This window comes from Streptomyces sp. NPDC002788, from assembly GCF_053592115.1.
In genome coordinates this window covers 111303-129465 of record NZ_JBSFVB010000007.1, presented here as the reverse complement: position 1 = coordinate 129465, position 18163 = coordinate 111303, and the positions used below count along the sequence as shown (strand labels likewise).

15 protein-coding genes are annotated in these 18163 nt (G+C 70.5%); 9 read left to right on the top strand and 6 right to left on the bottom strand.

What is annotated here, in order from left to right; genetic code table 11:
- Nucleotides 1–37: 37 nt before the first annotated feature.
- The 3 genes from gltX to ACWD1U_RS15200 form a co-directional block, all read right to left on the bottom strand.
- The gene (gltX, locus tag ACWD1U_RS15210; RefSeq protein ID WP_451107703.1) at nt 38–1561 is read right to left on the bottom strand and encodes a glutamate--tRNA ligase; all 1524 of its coding nucleotides are present in this window, start codon (nt 1559–1561) and stop codon (nt 38–40) included.
- Nucleotides 1554–2330, bottom strand: coding sequence for a fumarylacetoacetate hydrolase family protein (locus ACWD1U_RS15205; protein ID WP_451107702.1), 777 nt, complete (start codon nt 2328–2330; stop codon nt 1554–1556). Before ACWD1U_RS15205 ends, gltX begins: the two co-directional genes overlap by 8 nt.
- 194 nt (nt 2331–2524) lie before the next feature.
- Nucleotides 2525–2716, bottom strand: a complete 192-nt coding sequence (locus ACWD1U_RS15200) for a hypothetical protein (protein ID WP_451107987.1) — start codon at nt 2714–2716, stop codon at nt 2525–2527.
- A 600-nt stretch (nt 2717–3316) separates the two neighbouring features.
- Here ACWD1U_RS15200 and ACWD1U_RS15195 point away from each other — a divergent pair.
- The 8 genes from ACWD1U_RS15195 to ACWD1U_RS15160 all read left to right on the top strand — a co-directional run bounded on the left by ACWD1U_RS15195 (nt 3317) and on the right by ACWD1U_RS15160 (nt 14010).
- Entirely contained in the window at nt 3317–7174 is a 3858-nt protein-coding gene (locus ACWD1U_RS15195) for a nitrate- and nitrite sensing domain-containing protein (RefSeq protein WP_451107700.1), read from the top strand.
- A gap of 9 nt (nt 7175–7183) precedes the next feature.
- Entirely contained in the window at nt 7184–7597 is a 414-nt protein-coding gene (locus tag ACWD1U_RS15190) for a roadblock/LC7 domain-containing protein (protein ID WP_031138073.1), read from the top strand.
- Between the two features lie 110 nt (nt 7598–7707).
- A complete protein-coding gene (locus tag ACWD1U_RS15185; RefSeq protein WP_451107698.1) occupies nt 7708–8103 on the top strand; it encodes a DUF742 domain-containing protein in 396 nt (131 codons plus the stop codon).
- A complete protein-coding gene (locus ACWD1U_RS15180; protein ID WP_451107697.1) occupies nt 8084–8659 on the top strand; it encodes a GTP-binding protein in 576 nt (191 codons plus the stop codon). Before ACWD1U_RS15185 ends, ACWD1U_RS15180 begins: the two co-directional genes overlap by 20 nt.
- 377 nt (nt 8660–9036) lie before the next feature.
- On the top strand, nt 9037–12345 hold the full coding sequence (locus ACWD1U_RS15175; RefSeq protein ID WP_451107695.1) for a nitrate- and nitrite sensing domain-containing protein: 3309 nt from the start codon (nt 9037–9039) through the stop codon (nt 12343–12345).
- Between the two features lie 10 nt (nt 12346–12355).
- Nucleotides 12356–12769, top strand: coding sequence for a roadblock/LC7 domain-containing protein (locus tag ACWD1U_RS15170; RefSeq protein ID WP_033321188.1), 414 nt, complete (start codon nt 12356–12358; stop codon nt 12767–12769).
- Nucleotides 12770–12863: 94 nt separating this feature from the next.
- Entirely contained in the window at nt 12864–13448 is a 585-nt protein-coding gene (locus ACWD1U_RS15165; RefSeq protein WP_451107693.1) for a DUF742 domain-containing protein, read from the top strand.
- Nucleotides 13429–14010: a GTP-binding protein gene (locus ACWD1U_RS15160; RefSeq protein ID WP_014675207.1), complete on the top strand. Its 582-nt coding sequence runs from the start codon at nt 13429–13431 to the stop codon at nt 14008–14010. The genes ACWD1U_RS15165 and ACWD1U_RS15160 overlap by 20 nt, the downstream gene beginning before the upstream one ends.
- A gap of 171 nt (nt 14011–14181) precedes the next feature.
- Here the strand turns inward: ACWD1U_RS15160 and ACWD1U_RS15155 are convergent, their stop codons facing one another.
- The 3 genes from ACWD1U_RS15155 to ACWD1U_RS15145 form a co-directional block, all read right to left on the bottom strand.
- Nucleotides 14182–14376: an acyl-CoA carboxylase subunit epsilon gene (locus ACWD1U_RS15155; RefSeq protein WP_451107691.1), complete on the bottom strand. Its 195-nt coding sequence runs from the start codon at nt 14374–14376 to the stop codon at nt 14182–14184.
- A 34-nt stretch (nt 14377–14410) separates the two neighbouring features.
- A complete protein-coding gene (locus ACWD1U_RS15150) occupies nt 14411–15994 on the bottom strand; it encodes an acyl-CoA carboxylase subunit beta (RefSeq protein WP_451107689.1) in 1584 nt (527 codons plus the stop codon).
- Between the two features lie 330 nt (nt 15995–16324).
- The gene (locus tag ACWD1U_RS15145; RefSeq protein WP_451107687.1) at nt 16325–17182 is read right to left on the bottom strand and encodes an SDR family NAD(P)-dependent oxidoreductase; all 858 of its coding nucleotides are present in this window, start codon (nt 17180–17182) and stop codon (nt 16325–16327) included.
- Between the two features lie 355 nt (nt 17183–17537).
- On the opposite strand from ACWD1U_RS15145, the gene ACWD1U_RS15140 reads away from it, so the two are divergent.
- Nucleotides 17538–18143, top strand: coding sequence for a YceI family protein (locus ACWD1U_RS15140; protein WP_451107685.1), 606 nt, complete (start codon nt 17538–17540; stop codon nt 18141–18143).
- Nucleotides 18144–18163: the final 20 nt, after the last annotated feature.

Sequence of the window (18163 nt, the reverse complement as noted above, 5' to 3'; positions counted from 1 at the left end):
CGGCGCCCGAACCGGACGCCGCCCCGATGTGAACGCGTTACGCGGCCAGCTTCGCCAGCGCCGCGTCGATCCGGGCCAGGGTCTTCTCCTCGCCCAGGACCTCCAGGGACTCGAACAGCGGCAGGCCGACCGTGCGGCCCGTGACGGCCACGCGGACCGGGGCCTGGGCCTTGCCGAGCTTGAGGCCGTGGGCCTCGCCGGCGGCCAGGACGGCCTCCTTCAGCGACTCGGCGGAGGTCCAGTCGGCCGCCTCCAGCTTCTCGCGGGCGGTGCGCAGCAGGGCGTCCGAGCCTTCCTTCATGGCCTTCGTCCAGCTGGCCTCGTCCTCCACCGGCTCCGGAAGGAACAGGAAGTCGACGTTGTCGGTGATCTCGGAGAGCACCTTGAGGCGGGTCTGGGCGTGCGGGGCGATGGCCTGCCACTTGGCCTCGTCGAAGGCCTCCGGGGCCCAGGGGGCGAACGGTGCCTGGAGCCACGGGCGGCAGCGCTCCGTGAAGTCCTTCACGTCCAGCAGGCGGATGTGGTCGCCGTTGATGGCCTCGCACTTCTTCAGGTCGAAGCGGGCCGGGTTGGGGTTCACGTCGGAGATGTCGAAGGCCGCGATCATCTCGTCGATGGTGAACACGTCCTGGTCGGCCGAGAGGGACCAGCCGAGCAGCGAGAGGTAGTTGAGCAGGCCCTCGGGGAGGAAGCCGCGCTCGCGGTAGAGGTTGAGGGACGACTGCGGGTCGCGCTTGGAGAGCTTCTTGTTGCCCTCGCCCATGACGTACGGAAGGTGGCCGAAGGAGGGGATCTGCCGGGCGATGCCCAGCTCGATCAGCGCCTTGTACAGGGCGATCTGGCGCGGGGTGGAGGAGAGCAGGTCCTCGCCGCGCAGGACGTGGGTGATCTCCATCAGGGCGTCGTCGACCGGGTTGACCAGCGTGTAGAGCGGGGCGCCGTTGGCGCGGACGATGCCGTAGTCCGGGACGTTCTCCGGGGTGAAGGTCAGTTCGCCGCGGACCAGGTCGGTGAAGGTGATCGTCTCGTCGGGCATGCGGAAGCGGACGATCGGCTCGCGGCCCTGGGCCTGGTACTCGGCGACCTGGGCGTCGGTCAGCTCGCGGCAGTGGCCGTCGTAGCCGGAGGGCTTGCCGGCGGCCCGGGCGGCCTCGCGGCGGGTGTCCAGCTCCTCCTGGGAGCAGTAGCAGCGGTAGGCGTGGCCGGCGTCCAGGAGCTTGGCCGCGACGTCCTTGTACAGGTCCATGCGCTGCGACTGGCGGTACGGCGCGTGCGGGCCGCCGACCTCGGGGCCCTCGTCCCAGTCGAAGCCCAGCCAGCGCATCGAGTCGAGCAGCTGGGTGTACGACTCCTCCGAGTCGCGGGCCGCGTCGGTGTCCTCGATGCGGAAGACCAGGGTGCCCTGGTGGTGCTTGGCGAACGCCCAGTTGAACAGGGCGGTGCGCACCAGGCCCACGTGGGGGTTACCGGTGGGCGACGGGCAGAAACGGACGCGTGGGGGTACCCCCTGTCCGAGCGGGTTCGAGGACTTGGGGGAGGGGGAGCCGGGTGCGCTAGCCACGCTTGACAACCTTGTTGGTGAGAGTGCCGATGCCTTCGATGGTGACGGCGACCTCGTCGCCGACGTTCAGGGGGCCGACCCCAGCCGGGGTGCCCGTGAGGATCACGTCGCCGGGGAGCAGCGTCATGGCCTCGGAGATGTTGACGATCAGGTCCTCGACGGAGTGGATCATCTCGCTGGTGCGGCCCAGCTGGCGCTGCTGGCCGTTGACCGTGAGCTGGATGGTGAGGTCGGCCGGGTCCAGGTCCGTCTCCACCCAGGGGCCGAGCGGGCAGGCGGTGTCGAAGCCCTTGGCCCGGGCCCACTGCTTCTCGCGCTTCTGGACGTCGCGGGCGGTGATGTCGTTGGCGCAGGTGTAGCCGAAGATGACGTCCTTGACGCGCTCGCGCGGGACCTCGCGGCACATCCGGCCGATGACCACGGCCAGCTCGGCCTCGTGGTGCAGCTCTTCGGAGAAGGAGGGGTACTGGATCTCGTCGCCGGGGCCGATCACCGAGGTGGACGGCTTGAAGAAGGCGAAGGGGGCGTCGGGCACCTCGTTGCCCAGCTCGCGCGCGTGCTCGCCGTAGTTGCGGCCGAAGGCCACGACCTTGTTGGGCAGCACCGGCGGCAGCAGCCTGACCTTGCCGACCGGCACCTTCGTGCCGGAGAGCTCGAAGTCCGCGAACGGGATGCCCTTGATGATGTCCAGGACGAGCTCGTCCTGCTTGTCGCCCTCGATGGCGCCGAAGGCGACGTTCCCGTCGATGGAGAACCTGGCGATGCGCACGGGATGCTTGGCCCCTTGACTGAAGCGGCTGGAGTCTGACGCTCCAGGCTAACGCGGGGAGGGTGCCGTGCCTCGCGCATGGACGAAGGGCGCCGCACGCGTGCCGAGGGGCGCCCCCGTCACCGGGGGCGCCCCTCGAAGTTCGTATCCTGCCGCTGTGAGCATCCGGCGGCCGGCGCGCGTACTTCCTGGTGTCACTCCGCGGCCGCGGCGGCCGCGACGGGGAGCTCCGTGAGGACGGTGCGCTTGGGGTTGGCGGTCTGGGCGGGGAGTTCGACGGGGTGCTCCGGCTGTTCCGGCGTCTGCAGTTCGTCGGCGCCGTCCAGGTGCGCCAGCGTCGTGCGCCGCGGGTTGGCGATCTTGTGGAACATCGTCGTCGTCTTCACTGTTTACTTGACCCTGTCCTGTGACGGGCGCCGGGAGGGTGCGCAGACCCCTGTCCGGCGCGGGTTGTCGGTTGTGCCGTCTCTGTAAAGCGTCAGGCTAAACACGGGATTCCCGGCTCCGTCGTGGACTGTGCATGATCAGCATGTGAGTTTTCTCACGAATCAGGGGGCGAATCGGTCATTCCGGACCTGCGCTGCGGCATGACGAAGCGGACATTGACCCATTGAAGCCATCATTCCGCTCCTGATCATGGCGACTGGGACACCCGCGACGGCTCGGCGACTCGCGGGCATACGTCCGAAATAGACGAACTCCCTTTCTACGTCAGGTGATCCGGCCCTCACGTGGTGTCACCTAGGTCACGGCGTGACCTACGGGCCTTGTTGGAGATCCTGTGCTGTGCTGGAATCTCACGGACCGCCGCAGGATCGAGCCGGCGCACAGGGGGCGCACAGACGCGCCGAGTGGCGGTGAGAAGGGGGAGCCAGCGCCGGTCACTCACGACCACCACGGGGCGTACTTCAGGGCGTCCCCAGAACGCCGACACCGTGCCCCGCCGTTCAGGCGACGGGGTGCCTGGTCCAGAGGTTGCGACGCTAGTGCAGGGACGTTTCAAGAGGGATGGCAGCGCTTCGGCGGAGCCGGAGCCGCACGGCGGGACCGACCGAGGTCCCTCACCCCAGCACGCCCAGAACCCGGGCCCGGCCGGCGACGGCGGTGAGCGCCCCGGTGCGCAGGGCCCCTCGGGGTCCGCGAGCCCGGCCGCCACTCCGGCTGGGAAGCCGCCGACGGGTCCGGTGGGCCCCGGCTCGCGAATAGCCCTGCGCAACTGGCGCATCTCCACCCGACTGGTGTCGCTGCTCGCGCTCCCGGTGGTCGCGGCCACCTCGCTCGGCGCACTGCGTATCGACCAGTCGATGGACGACATCCAGCAGCTCGACAACATGAAGCTGCTGACGGACATGACCAAGCAGGCCACCGAGCTGTCCGCCGCCCTCCAGGAGGAGCGCGACCAGTCGGCCGGCCCGCTGGCGCACGGCGGCAAGGCGACGGACTTCACGGTCAAGGGCCTGCGCGAGAAGACCGACCGCGCGAGGAAGAACTTCCTCGACAGTTCCGAGGAGATCGACAGCGCCAGCAAGGACGGCAACCTCAAGGGCGTCCGCGAGTACCTCATCCAGCTCGCCGGCGAGCTTGGCGACCTGGCGCAGATCCGCAAGAACGCCTACGCCTCCGAGGGCAACTCCACGCAGACGATCGAGGCGTACCACCGTCTGATCGAGAATTTGATCGACCTCTCCCAGGACATGGCGGAGGCGACCAGCAACCCGGACATGATCCAGCGCACGCGTGCCCTCGCGGCGTTCTCCTCCGCCAAGGAGTACTCCTCGATCCAGCGCGCGGCCCTCGCCGCGGCGCTGCCCGCGAGCAACACCACGACCGGCAAGCTCTCCCCGAACGACCGGCTCTACGCCGAGTCGGCCCTGGAGAGCCAGAAGTCCGAGCTCCGCAGCTTCAAGAGCATCTACGGCGAGGATGCCGCCGCCGAGCTGCTGAAGCCGATCGAGGACGGCGGCAACTCCACGATCAAGGCCACCGACACCTACGCGGGCCGGGTCCTGGTCTCCGCGAGCGGACTCGCGCAGCAGGACAAGCGGTCCTACCGCGACTGGCTGGACGACAGCTCCACCAAGATCCAGCAGATGAAGAACATCGAGCACACGCTGCTCGAGGAGATGGAGCAGAAGGCCCGCGAGCTGCGCAGCGCCACCGAGCGCGACGCGATCATCTCCGGTGCCCTGATCCTGATCGTGCTGGGTGTGTCCCTGGTCGGCGCCTTCGTCGTGGCCCGCTCCATGATCCGCTCGCTGCGGCGCCTGGAGGAGACCGCGACCAAGGTCGCCTCCGACCGTCTGCCCGAGCTGGTCAAGCAGCTGTCCGAGTCCGACCCGCAGGACGTCGACACGTCCGTGGAGTCGGTCGGTGTGCACTCCCGGGACGAGATCGGCCGGGTGGCCGCGGCCTTCGACGACGTGCACCGCGAGGCGGTCCGCCTCGCCGCCGAGCAGGCCCTGCTGCGGGGCAACGTCAACGCGATGTTCACCAACCTCTCGCGCCGCTCCCAGGGCCTGATCCAGCGCCAGCTGTCGCTGATCTCCGAACTGGAGTCCCGCGAGGCCGACCCGGACCAGCTGTCCTCGCTGTTCAAGCTCGACCACCTCGCCACGCGCATGCGCCGAAACGGTGAGAACCTCCTCGTCCTCGCGGGTGAGGAGCCCGGCCGCCGGTGGACCCGCCCGGTCCCGCTGGTGGACGTGCTCCGCGCCGCCGCGTCCGAGGTGGAGCAGTACGAGCGCATCGAGCTGGCCTCCGTGCCGACCACCGAGGTCGCCGGCCGCGTGGTCAACGACCTCGTGCACCTGCTCGCCGAGCTGCTGGAGAACGCGACCTCCTTCTCCTCACCGCAGACGAAGGTCAAGGTCACCGGTCACGCCCTGCCCGACGGCCGGGTGCTGATCGAGATCCACGACACCGGAATCGGTCTGTCGCCGGAGGACCTGGCGGCGATCAACGAGCGGCTCGCCTCTCCCCCGACGGTGGACGTCTCCGTCTCCCGCCGCATGGGTCTGTTCGTGGTCGGCCGGCTGTCCCAGCGGCACGGCATCCGCATCCAGCTGCGCCCGTCCGACTCCGGTGGCACGACCGCGCTGGTCATGCTGCCCGTCGACGTCGCCCAGGGCGGCAGGAAGCCCCAGCCCAAGCAGGGCGGCGGTCAGCCGCCGATCGGCGGTGGCGGTCCGGCCGCAGCGCAGGCCGCGGCCGGTGCGGCGGCGGCCCGGCGGGCCGCCGGCGCCGGCCAGGGCGGTGGCGCCCTCGGAGCCGGTGTGTCCGGTGGCGGTGGCTTCGGCGGCGGTGCGCCCGGCGGGGGCCGTATCGCTCCCGGTCAGAGCCCGCGGGCCGCGCTGCCCGGGCGGGACGGCGACGGTGGCCGTCCGGCCGGTCCGGGCGGAGCCCGCGGACCGCAGGGTCCCGGCAACTCGATGTTCGAGCAGGGCGGTCCCGCGCAGGGCCGTCAGGCTCCCGCCGGTGCCGGCTTCGGTCAGGCGCCGGGTGCCCCGCAGGGCCTGCAGGCCGCGGGCACGAACGGGCCGCAGGGCCAGGACGCCTTCGGTGGCGGCCGGGGCCGGCAGCAGCAGGGCGGCAACGCCGAGCAGGGCAGGGGCCGTCGGCCGCAGCTGCCGCCGCGCGGCGGTCCGCGGGCCGAGCTGCCCGGCGGCGACCAGCAGCCGCGCGTGCCGAGCTGGAGCGACGAGAACGCCCAGCCGCAGGTGCCGCGCGCCTCGCTGGACACCCCGCGTGGGCACGAGGAGCCGGATGTCTCCCGTACGTCGCCCATGCCGCGCATCGACGACCGGCAGGGCCCGGGCTCGACGGCGGAGATCCCGGCCGTGCCGCGTGACGCGGACCGGCAGGGCCCGGGCTCGCCGGCCGACTTCGGCGGCTCCCAGCAGCAGGACCCGTTCGCCCAGGGTGGGAACGGGCCGCAGGGCCCGGGCCAGTTCGTCCGCCCGGACGTCTTCGGCACCACGGCCGGCCGCCGCGACCCGCAGACTCCGCAGTCGTACGACAACGGCTCGACGGGCCAGTACCCGGCGCCGCAGGCCCCGCAGTCCTACGACAACGGTTCGAGCGGGCAGTACCCCGCGCCGCGCCAGGACACCGGCTCGACCGGGCAGTACCCGGCCCCCCGCCCGGACGGCGACTCCACGGGCCGGTACCCGGCACCCCGCCAGGACACCACCGGCCAGTACCCCGCGCCCCGCCAGGACAACGGCTCGGGCCGCCCCAGCCTCCCCGGCCCGGCCACCCAGGCCGACCCGGCGGGCACGGGCCACTTCGAGCGGCCACAGGCCGACGGCGGCCGGAACGGCTCCGACTTCGGCGCTCCGCGTCCGCCCGCCCCGCAGGCACGGCCCGTACGGCAGGAGCCCGAAGCCCTGCCGCCGGCGTCCGGCCCGGGCGACGGCCGTACGCCGCTGTACGACACGCTGGAGACCAACTGGTTCCACGGCCAGCAGGAGCACCAGGAGCAGAGCAACGGCTCCGCTCCGGCCGCCCCGCAGCAGCCGCAGGGACCCACCGGTCCGCAGCGGTCCACACCCGCAGGCTGGCGTACCTCGCCGAACGACGACCTCGTCCGCCAGGCCGAGCGCGTCCGCCAGCCCGCCGCCGGCGGTGTCACCACCTCCGGCCTGCCGCGCCGGGTGCCCCGGGCGAACCTCGTCCCGGGCACGGCGCAGCAGCAGACCCACCAGAGCGGTCCGCAGGTCTCGCGCGCACCCGATGACGTGCGCGGCCGGCTGACCAATCTCCGTCGGGGAATCGCACAGGGTCGTCAGGCCGGGTCCACCCAGACCGGCAGCCACCCACGGCCCACTCACCAGCAGGAGCGTTAGTTGAGTCCGATGAGCCAGGCGGCACAGAACCTCAACTGGTTGATCACCAACTTCGTGGACAACACCCCCGGGGTGTCCCACACCGTCGTCGTGTCCGCCGACGGTCTCCTCCTGGCGCTGTCGGAGGGTTTCCCGCGCGACCGCGCGGACCAGCTCGCGGCCGTCGCCTCGGGCCTGACGTCCCTGACGGCAGGCGCCTCCCGCATCTTCGAGGGCGGTGAGGTGGCGCAGACGGTCGTGGAGATGGAGCGGGGATTCCTCTTCCTCATGTCCGTCTCGGACGGATCGTCGCTGGCCGTCCTCGCGCACCCCGAGTGCGACATCGGCCTCGTCGGCTACGAGATGGCGCTCCTGGTCGACCGCGCGGGCGCGGTCCTCACCCCGGACCTGCGAGCCGAGCTCCAAGGCAGTCTGCTCCACTGATCGGCCCCCGCACCACCCGTCTCACCACATCACCGTCCGGCCGCCACACCCCCCGCACAGCCTCATCAGACGGCTCGACTCACCGACTTGCTGTCCCGCCCGGAGGACTCATGACCCCGCCCACCGCCTCTCATGATCCGTACGCGGAGCCGTACGAGGACGAGGGCGACCAGCCGCTGGTACGGCCGTACGCCATGACCGGCGGCCGGACCCGGCCGCGCTACCAGTTGGCCATCGAGGCACTGATCAGCACGACCGCAGACCCCGCCGCGCTCATGGGGCTGCTTCCCGAGCACCAGCGCATCTGCCACCTCTGCCGTGAGGTGAAGTCGGTCGCCGAGGTCTCGGCCCTGCTCAACATGCCGCTGGGTGTGGCCCGGATCCTGGTCGCCGACCTCGCCGAGGCCGGTCTCGTCGCGGTCCACCAGCCGGGCGGCGACGACGCCACCGGTGCCCCGGACGTGACACTGCTCGAAAGGGTGCTCAGTGGACTTCGCAAGCTCTGACGCGGGTCGTTCCACCACCTCCGCGAAGATCGTGGTGGCCGGCGGCTTCGGCGTGGGCAAGACCACGTTCGTCGGCGCCGTCTCGGAGATCGACCCGCTGCGCACGGAGGCCGTGATGACCTCCGCCAGCGCGGGCATCGACGACCTCACGCACACCGGGGACAAGACGACCACCACGGTGGCCATGGACTTCGGGCGTATCACCCTGGACCAGGACCTGATCCTGTACCTCTTCGGTACGCCGGGCCAGGACCGCTTCTGGTTCATGTGGGACGACCTGGTGCGCGGCGCCATCGGCGCGGTGGTGCTCGTGGACACCCGTCGCCTGGCCGACTGCTTCCCGGCCGTCGACTACTTCGAGAACAGCGGTCTGCCCTTCGTCGTGGCGCTGAACGGCTTCGACGGGCAGCAGCCCTACCAGCCCGAAGAGGTGCGCGAGGCACTGCAGATCGGCCCGGACACCCCGATCATCACCACGGACGCCCGGCACCGGGCCGATGCGAAGGGTGCCCTGATCACGCTGGTCGAGCACGCTTTGATGGCACGTCTGAGGTAGCAACCAATTCGAAAGCGCCATACGGCAGTTGTCGTAGATGCACCGGAGCCGGCTGTGTCCTTTGACACGGTCGGCCAGGGTGTTCATAACGTTTCGGCAGAGGAATCGGGTGGTACGGCCACGCGTAGCGCACACCCGGTCTCGCTGCGCGCACGATCGCCCCGCCTTTTGGCGGGGCTCGCTCTTTATGACCGTTTTATCTGGGGCTCACATCACCCGGGATCCCCGCCCCGGACTGTTTGGAAGAGCGCAGGTCGACGTGCTGGAATGCCTGAACTGCCCAATAGTCAATGACGTACTCGTCCCTGGATGGTGCGTTGGGCTCTGAGAAACCGCGGCACAACGTTGGTGCCGACCGCCGAGAGGTTGTTGGTCGAGTGAGGCGAAGCAAGAACAGTCCCGAGCCGTCGGCCCGGGGCAACTTCACCCCGCCGCCGCGGACAGCGGCGCCCACCCCCGTGCCCGGTTCGGAGCCGATGGCCGCACCCGCCCAGAGCGGCGGCCGTCTCTCTCCGCGCAACTGGCGCGTGGCGACCAGGCTCAACGCGATCCTGCTGATACCCGTGCTGGTCGGCCTGGTCATGGGCGGCTTCCAGGTGAAGAGCTCGATCGACACCTGGCAGGAGGCCGAGGACGCGGAGAACACCGCGCGTCTGGTCCGCGCCTCGCTGCTCTACGCCAACGCCCTCTACAACGAGCGCGACATCACCGCCGCCCCGCTGCTCCAGGGCAAGGGCCAGGACGACAAGACCGTCGTCGACGCGCGCAAGCTCACCGACCAGGCGGCCGACTCCTTCGACGCCGCCGCCCAGAACATGCCGGCGAAGCCCGGTCTGGAGCGCCGGCTGAGGCTGTTCCGCGAGGCGGAGCCGAAGCTGGCCACCCTGCGCCAGGTCGCGTACACCTCCAAGCTCAAGGGCGTGCAGACCGAAGAGGGCTACGTCGAGGTCGCGCACCCGCTGACGGAGTTCGCCAACGAGCTGGGTCTGGGCACCGGCAACATCACCAGCTACGGCCGGACCGTGTACGCCATCGAGCTCACCAAGGCGGCCCTGTCGCTGCAGCGCTCCATCGGCATGCACATCCTGATCAAGCCGGGCCCGGACGACGGCAACCTGGCCAGCCAGCGCATCGCCCTGTCCTCGTACGCCTACCTCGAGCGCATCGCCGTGCAGGAGTACATCGGCGGCGGCACCGAGCAGGACGCGGCCAAGCTCGAGACGGCCGAGGCCAAGATCAAGAGCGACGGTGCCGCGATGGCCCGGGAGGCGAAGGCCAAGAATCCGGACTACGTCCCGCCGCCGTCCAACCCCACGACGATGGTCTCCGCCGTCGCGACGCTGCAGAGCACCGACCCGAGCGCCCGGGCCGCCCTCGCCCAGAAGGGCATCACCGCCGAGAACTGGTGGGCGGTCAACACGCTCAAGTTCAACGCGTACGAGAAGATCGAGACGGACTTGGCCGACAAGGCCGTGAGCGAAGCCTCGACCATCGCCGACGACGCCCAGCGTGACGCCTACATCACCGGTGCCGCGGTCGTGGTCGCCCTGCTCCTCGCCTTCATCCTGGCCGGTGCGGTCGCCCGCCAGATGAGCCGCTCCATGCGCCAGCTGCGCAACGCCGCCTTCGGTATCGCCGAGCAGCGCCTGCCGATGCTGGTCGACCAGCTCTCCCGCACCGACCCCGGCCGCGTCGACACCCGGGTCGCCGCGATCCCGATCTCCACCACGGACGAGATCGGCGAAGTGGCCCGCGCCTTCGACCAGGTCCACCGCGAGGCCGTCCGGCTCGCCGCCGAGCAGGCACTGCTTCGGGGCAACATCAACGCGATCTTCACCAACCTCTCGCGCCGCAACCAGTCGCTGATCGAGGGCCAGCTGACCCTGATCACCGACCTGGAGAACAACGAGGCCGACCCGGACCAGCTGGAGAACCTCTTCCGCCTGGACCACCTCGCGACCCGTATGCGCCGCAACGGCGAGAACCTCCTCGTCCTCGCCGGCGAGGAGCCCGGCCGCCGCTGGGACCAGCCGGTGCCGCTGGTCGACGTGCTGCGTGCCGCCTCCTCCGAGGTGGAGCAGTACGAGCGCATCGAGCTGTCGGGCGTGCCGGAGGCGGAGATCCACGGCCGGGCCGTGACCGACCTCGTGCACCTGCTCGCCGAGCTGCTGGAGAACGCGACGACGTTCTCCTCCCCGCAGACCAAGGTCCGCGTGACCGCGACCCGTCTCCCCGACGGCCGCGTGATGATCGAGATCCACGACAAGGGCATCGGCCTGACCGCCGAGGACTTCGCGGACATCAACCACAAGCTGGCCAACCCGCCGACCGTGGACGCCGCGATCTCGCAGCGCATGGGACTGTTCGTGGTCGGCCGGCTGTCCGACCGGCACGGCATCCGCGTCCAGCTGCGCCCCTCGGGCGAGCAGGCCGGTACGACCTCGCTGGTCATGCTGCCCGACGCGATCACCCACGGCGGTGGCGGCGAGCAGCACGTGGACCGCGACGAGTTCACCGTCTCGCAGATCATCCCCGAGCAGAACTTCGGCGGGGGCGGCGAGAACTTCGGCCAGCCCATGCGTACGGCGGCGGAGCTCGGCTTCGACGACAGCCGTTACTCCGAGGTCCCCGACGACATACGCGAGCTGGACCCCGTCGGCCGTTCCCTGATGCGCGAGGAGCGCCGGGCGGCCCTGGAGGCCCAGTCGCACGAGCAGCCCGCACTGCCCGGACAGGCCTCCCAGGAGCCCACCGGGGCGCCCGGGTACCAGAACGACTACAACGGGCAGCAGGGCTACGACACCGGCCAGGCCTACGACACGGGCCGGAGCGGCTACCCGGAGCAGCAGCCGTCCGCGTACGACCGTCAGGCGCCGTACGAGGAGCAGCGGCGGGCACCGTACGAGGAACAGCAGCAGACGGCCTACGACGAGCCGCAGCGGCCCGCGTACGACGATCAGTACTACGCGCCGAACGGCGGTCTGCCGCAGAACGACACCTTCTCGCAGAACGCCGGCTACCCCGAGCCCTCCTATGCGGAGCCGGCTCAGGAGGAGACCTCGGCGCAGGGTGCGGGAGTGCCGGACGGCTTCCCCGCCTTCGAGCAGCGGCGCCACCAGGATGACTGGCCGCAGCAGGACGGTTACCAGAACGGCTACCCGAACCAGTACCCTTCTCAGACCACGGAAACGGAATCTGCGCAGGCCGCTGACGCGAGTGAGCAGGACCGCGTAGGCTTCGACCGTCCGGGACCGGCCCCCTCCGCCGCCCAGGCGCTGACCGACGCCGGGCTTCCCCGCCGCGGAGCCACCGCGAGCGGTGCGAACGGCACGGGTGGCGCACGGCACGTGAGCCAGGAGCCGCCGGCCTCCACTCAGGAGAGCAACGGCGACAGCGACTGGCGCTCGGCCAACGACGAGCGGTGGCAGCAGGCCTCGCAGCTCCGGAAGCCCAAGGCGGGCGGGGTCACCTCCTCCGGCCTGCCGAGGCGGGTACCCAAGGCCAACCTGATCGAGGGTTCCGCCGAGAGCACCCACCAGGGGGGCCCACAGGTCTCCCGCGCCCCGGAGGACGTCCGAGGCAGGCTGAGCAACCTGCGTCGGGGCGTCCAGCGTGGGCGCAACGCAGGCAGTGAAACGAACGGCCAGGGCTTCGGTCCTGACAGCACCTACAACCAGGAGCGTTAGTGTGAGCCCGATGAGCCAGGCGGCACAGAACCTGAACTGGTTGATCACCAACTTCGTGGACAACACCCCGGGGGTGTCCCACACGGTGGTGGTCTCCGCCGACGGACTCCTTCTGGCGATGTCCGAAGGCTTCCCCCGCGACCGCGCCGACCAGCTCGCGGCCGTCGCCTCAGGTCTGACGTCTCTGACGGCAGGCGCCTCCCGGATCTTCGAGGGCGGCAGCGTGAACCAGACGGTTGTGGAGATGGAGCGGGGATTCCTGTTCATCATGTCCATCTCCGACGGCTCGTCGCTCGCGGTACTCGCGCATCCCGAGGCGGACATCGGTCTCGTCGGGTACGAGATGGCCCTGCTGGTTGACCGAGCCGGTACGGTCCTGACACCGGACCTTCGTGCGGAGCTCCAAGGGAGCCTGCTCAACTAACAGACGGACGGTGCGTTTTGGCGTCCCGGGGCCGTAAGGTCTTGGGACGCGGCTCCACAGCGATGGGTGCCAGGCACAGTCGGAGGAGGAGAAAGTGGCAACACCCCCAGGCGGTTCGTCCTCGGGCAACTGGTCGTACGGCCCTGCCCAGGGCCAGGGCGACGGTGGTCAGAACCCGAACCGTTACAACTTCCCCTCCGCGCCCAGCCACCGGCAGCCGTACGCGCCACAGGGCCCCGGCCCGTCGCCGTACGACCAGCCGCAGGCCCCGCGCATCCAGCCCGTGCAGCCGCAGCGCCGCACCCCCGAGCCGGCGCCCGGTGGGGCGTCGAACCATCACAACCCGTTGGTGCGTCCGTACGCCATGACCGGTGGCCGGACCCGCCCGCGTTACCAGCTCGCCATCGAGGCGCTGGTGCACACCACCGCGCAGCCGCACCAGATGCAGGGCCAGTTGCCCGAGCATCAGCGGATCTGCAACCTCTGCCGGGAAATCAAGTCGGTCGCCGAGATCTCGGCGCTCCTCACGATCCCTCTCGGCGTGGCCAGGATCCTCGTCGCCGACTTGGCGGAGGCGGGACTGGTCGCCATCCATCAGCCCGGCGGCGACGAGAACGCCGGCGGCCAGCCAGACGTGACACTGCTCGAAAGGGTGCTCAGTGGACTTCGCAAGCTCTAGCGGAGGGCCTTCCCGCTCCACCACGTCCGCGAAGATCGTGGTGGCTGGCGGCTTCGGCGTGGGCAAGACCACGTTCGTCGGCGCCGTCTCGGAGATCAATCCGCTGCGCACAGAGGCCGTCATGACGTCCGCGTCGGCGGGGATCGACGACCTCACCCACACCGGGGACAAGACGACCACGACGGTCGCCATGGACTTCGGCCGTATCACCTTGGACCAGGACCTGATCCTGTACCTCTTCGGTACGCCGGGCCAGGACCGCTTCTGGTTCATGTGGGACGACCTGGTGCGCGGCGCCATCGGCGCGATCGTGCTGGTCGACACCCGGAGGCTCGCCGACTGCTTCCCGGCCGTCGACTACTTCGAGAACAGCGGCCTGCCGTTCGTCATCGCCCTCAACGGCTTCGACGGCCAGCAGCCGTACACGCCGGACGAGGTCCGGGAAGCGCTCCAGATCGGACCGGACACCCCGATCATCACGACCGACGCCCGCCACCGCGCGGACGCGAAGTCGGCGCTGATCACGCTCGTCGAGCACGCGCTGATGGCTCGCCTGCGGTAGTCGGTCGGTTGTGGGACAGCCCCTGGCGGCCATGCGGCTGCCGGGGGCTGTCGCGTTGCCGGGTGCGGGTTGTGGTGGTTGTTTTCGCCCAGGCGGCGAAGCCGCGTGTCGATAGCCCCGCGCACCCGAAGAAGGCCCCTCCGTGGAGGGGCCTTCTTTCAGGTTCCGGGGTCAGCGCCAGCTGTGCGGTGCCCGGAAGCCGGGCTCGCGCTCCAGTCGGCGCCAGCCGGCCTTCACGCGGCCGCGATGGGTCGGGATCGGGCCCGTGGGGCGGGCGGCGGCGCGGGCCAGGAGGATGGCCGTGATGGCGGCGACTTCCTCGGGCTCGGCGTGGCCCTTCTCGACGCGGATGTCAGGAGTGTCCATTGGGTCAGTCTCCGTGGCTTTGATGTCCGCCGGGTTACTGCGGCGGGTTGCCGTGCTTGCGGGACGGCAGGTCGGCGTGCTTCGTCTGGAGCATCGCGAGGGACTTGATGAGCACCTCGCGGGTTTCCGCGGGGTCGATGACGTCGTCGACCAGGCCGCGTTCGGCCGCGTAGTAGGGGTGCATCAACTCGGACTTGTACTCCTTGACCATGCGGGCCCGCATGGCCTCGGGGTCCTCGGCCTCGGCGATCTGGCGGCGGAAGATGACGTTGGCGGCGCCCTCGGCGCCCATGACCGCGATCTCGTTCGTCGGCCAGGCGTAGGTGAGGTCGGCACCGATGGACTGGCTGTCCATGACGATGTACGCACCTCCGTAGGCCTTGCGCAGGATCAGCGAGATCCTCGGCACGGTCGCGTTGCAGTAGGCGTAGAGGAGCTTCGCGCCGTGGCGGATGATGCCACCGTGCTCCTGGTCGACGCCGGGCAGGAAGCCGGGGACGTCCAGAAGGGTGATGATCGGGATGTTGAAGGCGTCGCACATCTGAACGAAGCGGGCCGCCTTCTCGGAGGCCTCGATGTCCAGGACACCCGCCAGCGCCTGGGGCTGGTTCGCCACGATGCCGACGACCTGGCCGTCCATCCGGCCCAGCGCGCAGATGATGTTGCGGGCCCAGCGCTCGTGGACCTCGAGGTACTCGCCGTCGTCGACGATCTCCTCGATGACCTTCGCCATGTCGTACGGACGGTTGCCGTCCGCCGGGACCAGGTCCAGCAGGGCGTCCGAGCGGCGGTCCACCGGGTCCGAGGACTCGGTGCGGGGCGGGTTCTCCCGGTTGTTCTGCGGGAGGAGGGTGATGAGGTAGCGGACCTCCGCGATGCAGGTCTCCTCGTCGTCGTACGCGAAGTGGCAGACGCCGCTGGTCTCGGCGTGGACGTCCGCGCCGCCGAGGCCGTTCTGCGTGATCTCCTCGCCGGTGACGGCCTTGACGACGTCCGGGCCGGTGATGAACATCTGCGAGGTCTCGCGGACCATGAAGACGAAGTCGGTGAGGGCCGGGCTGTAGGCCGCGCCGCCGGCGCACGGGCCGAGCATCACCGAGATCTGCGGGATCACGCCCGAGGCCCTGGTGTTGCGCTGGAAGATGCCGCCGTAGCCGGCGAGGGCCGAGACGCCCTCCTGGATGCGGGCGCCCGCGCCGTCGTTCAGCGAGACCAGGGGCGCTCCGGCCGCGATGGCCATGTCCATGATCTTGTGGATCTTCGTGGCGTGGGCCTCGCCCAGCGCGCCGCCGAAGATGCGGAAGTCATGGGCGTAGACGAAGACCGTCCGGCCCTCCACCGTGCCCCAGCCGGTGATCACACCGTCGGTGTACGGCTTCTTGCTCTCCAGGCCGAAGCCCGTGGCCCGGTGCCGGCGCAGCTGCTCGACCTCCCGGAAGGAGTCCGGGTCGAGGAGGAGGTCGATGCGCTCGCGCGCGGTCAGCTTGCCCTTGGCGTGCTGCGCCTCGGTCGCCTTCTCGCTCGGTCCGGCCACCGCCTGCGCACGGATCTCGTGCAGTTCGGCCACGCGTCCGCGCGCGTCGGTCGGCTCACCCGGCGCCTCATCCAAAACGGTCATGTAGTGACCTTACGAAGCCGACCGAGGAATGAGGGCCGTCGACTCCTCACAGTGTCCGGCGTGTTTTCCTGGTACCCCTGAACAGAACCATGGCCGGGTGCAGCCTTTCTGACTGCTCAGGGGGCATGCGGGTTGTAGGGGTCACACAAAGTCGTCAGGCGAGAGTCACCTCACACACGTGGGTGGCACATGCCTCCCCAAGAGTGACGCGCACGCGCAGACGGCGGCCTGTGGAGAGGATGTCGCCCGATGCGTCGGCACGGACGACGGTCGCGAGCCGCGAGCCGCGAGCCGCGAGCCGCGAGCCGCGCAAGGATACCCCGCCCCCGGTCAGCCGAAGCGGTTCAGCAACCGGCGGTGCAGAGCCGGCGCCGAGCCGCGGAGGCGGCTCGGCAGGGTCAGCCGGGTGGGGCGGCAGACCTCGTCGCGGTCCCGGGACACCGCTTCCCAGATCATGCCGGCGACGTGGCCGGGTGAGAGGAGACCGGGGCGGGTGCGGTCGTAGGGCCTGCCGCGGCGGGTGAAGAAGGCCGTGTCGACCGGGCCGGGCACGACGAGGGTCACGCCCACACCCGTGCCGCGCAGTTCCTGGCGCAGAGCCTCGGCGAAGGCGGCGAGGCCGGCCTTGGCGGCGGAGTACACCGCCTCATCCGGGACCCCCACGCAGCCGGCGACCGCGCCGAGCAGCACCACCCGGCCCCGCCCGGCCGCGATCATGGACGGCAGCACCTCGCGCACGAGGTGGAGCGTGGCGTTGAGGTCCAGGCTCAGGACCCGGTCGATGTCGGTGTGCGGCATGGCCGCGAAGGGGCCCGCCCAGCCGATGCCCGCCCCGGCGACCAGGACGTCGATCCGGCCGGTCGTGTGCAGCGCGGAACGGACCAGCAGGCGGGGTCCGTCCGGCGCGGCGAGGTCGGCGGGCAGCACGATGGCCGACGTGCCGGACGCCGTCCGCTCCAGGCCGTACCGGTCGCGCCCGCTGAGGAGCAGCTGCCAGCCGTCCAGAGCGAAGCGCCGCGCCGTGGCCGCTCCGATGCCCGAGGAGGCCCCGGTGATCAGGGCCACGCGCCGATCCAGCCGCCGCGCCGGCCCGTACGCGCGCACCGGGGCGGGGGCGAGGGGTGTGGAGCGGTGTGGCGTGGGGTCCGCCGGTGGGTCGTAGGCCGAGCCGGAGCCGGTGAGTGTCACGAGTCGCTCTCCCCTGCGCTGTGCGTCCGCCGTGGTCTCGTCTCTCTCCAGACGTCCCTTGCAACGGAACCTCGCCTTCCGGGGCATCGCCACCGCACGTCGTTCCGGCGGACCCGGCCCACCGGGCCCACCGGCCCGGCCCCCGGGCGGCGAACTGGCCGCGGCGTTCCGCACCTGAATCCGGCAGGACCACTCCTGCGGGCCGCCCGATGCCGCCAGGCGGCGGTATCGGGCGGCGTCGCCGATGCGATGCGGGCACACCCCGGGCAAAGATGTTGAACGTTGAATGGAATGGGTCTATGGTGGGTCGTGTTGGGTAGTTAAACGTTCAACTACAGCGCAGGAGGCATCCCCCATGAGCATCTTCAGCCGCAACGACACCGCCACCGCCACCGCCCCGGGCGGCGCCGTGAACCCCGGCCTGGCCGCCCTGACCGGCGACTACACGATCGACCCCGCGCACTCGACGATCGGCTTCACCGCCCGGCACGCCATGGTCACCAACGTCAAGGGCGGCTTCCAGGACTTCACCGGCACGCTCCACCTCGACGGCGCCGACCCCTCGCGGTCCACGGCCTCCCTCGACGTCGTGATGGACAGCATCGACACGGGCAACGCCGACCGCGACGGCCACCTCAAGAGCGCCGACTTCTTCAAGGCGGACGAGTTCCCGAACATGACGTTCCGCTCGACGAAGGCGGAGGCCCTCGGCGGTGACGACTACCGCATCACCGGCGACCTGACGATCCTCGGCATCACCCGCCCGCTCACCATCGACCTCGAGTTCAACGGCGCCGCGAAGGACCCGTTCGGCAACGAGCGCGTCGGCTTCGAGGGCAAGGCGGAAATCCTGCGCTCCGAGTGGGGTCTGACCTGGAACGCCGCGCTGGAGACCGGAGGCGTCCTGGTCTCCGACAAGATCAAGCTCCACTTCGACGTCTCGGCGATCAGGAACGCGTGAACCCCGTTCGGCCGGCCCGG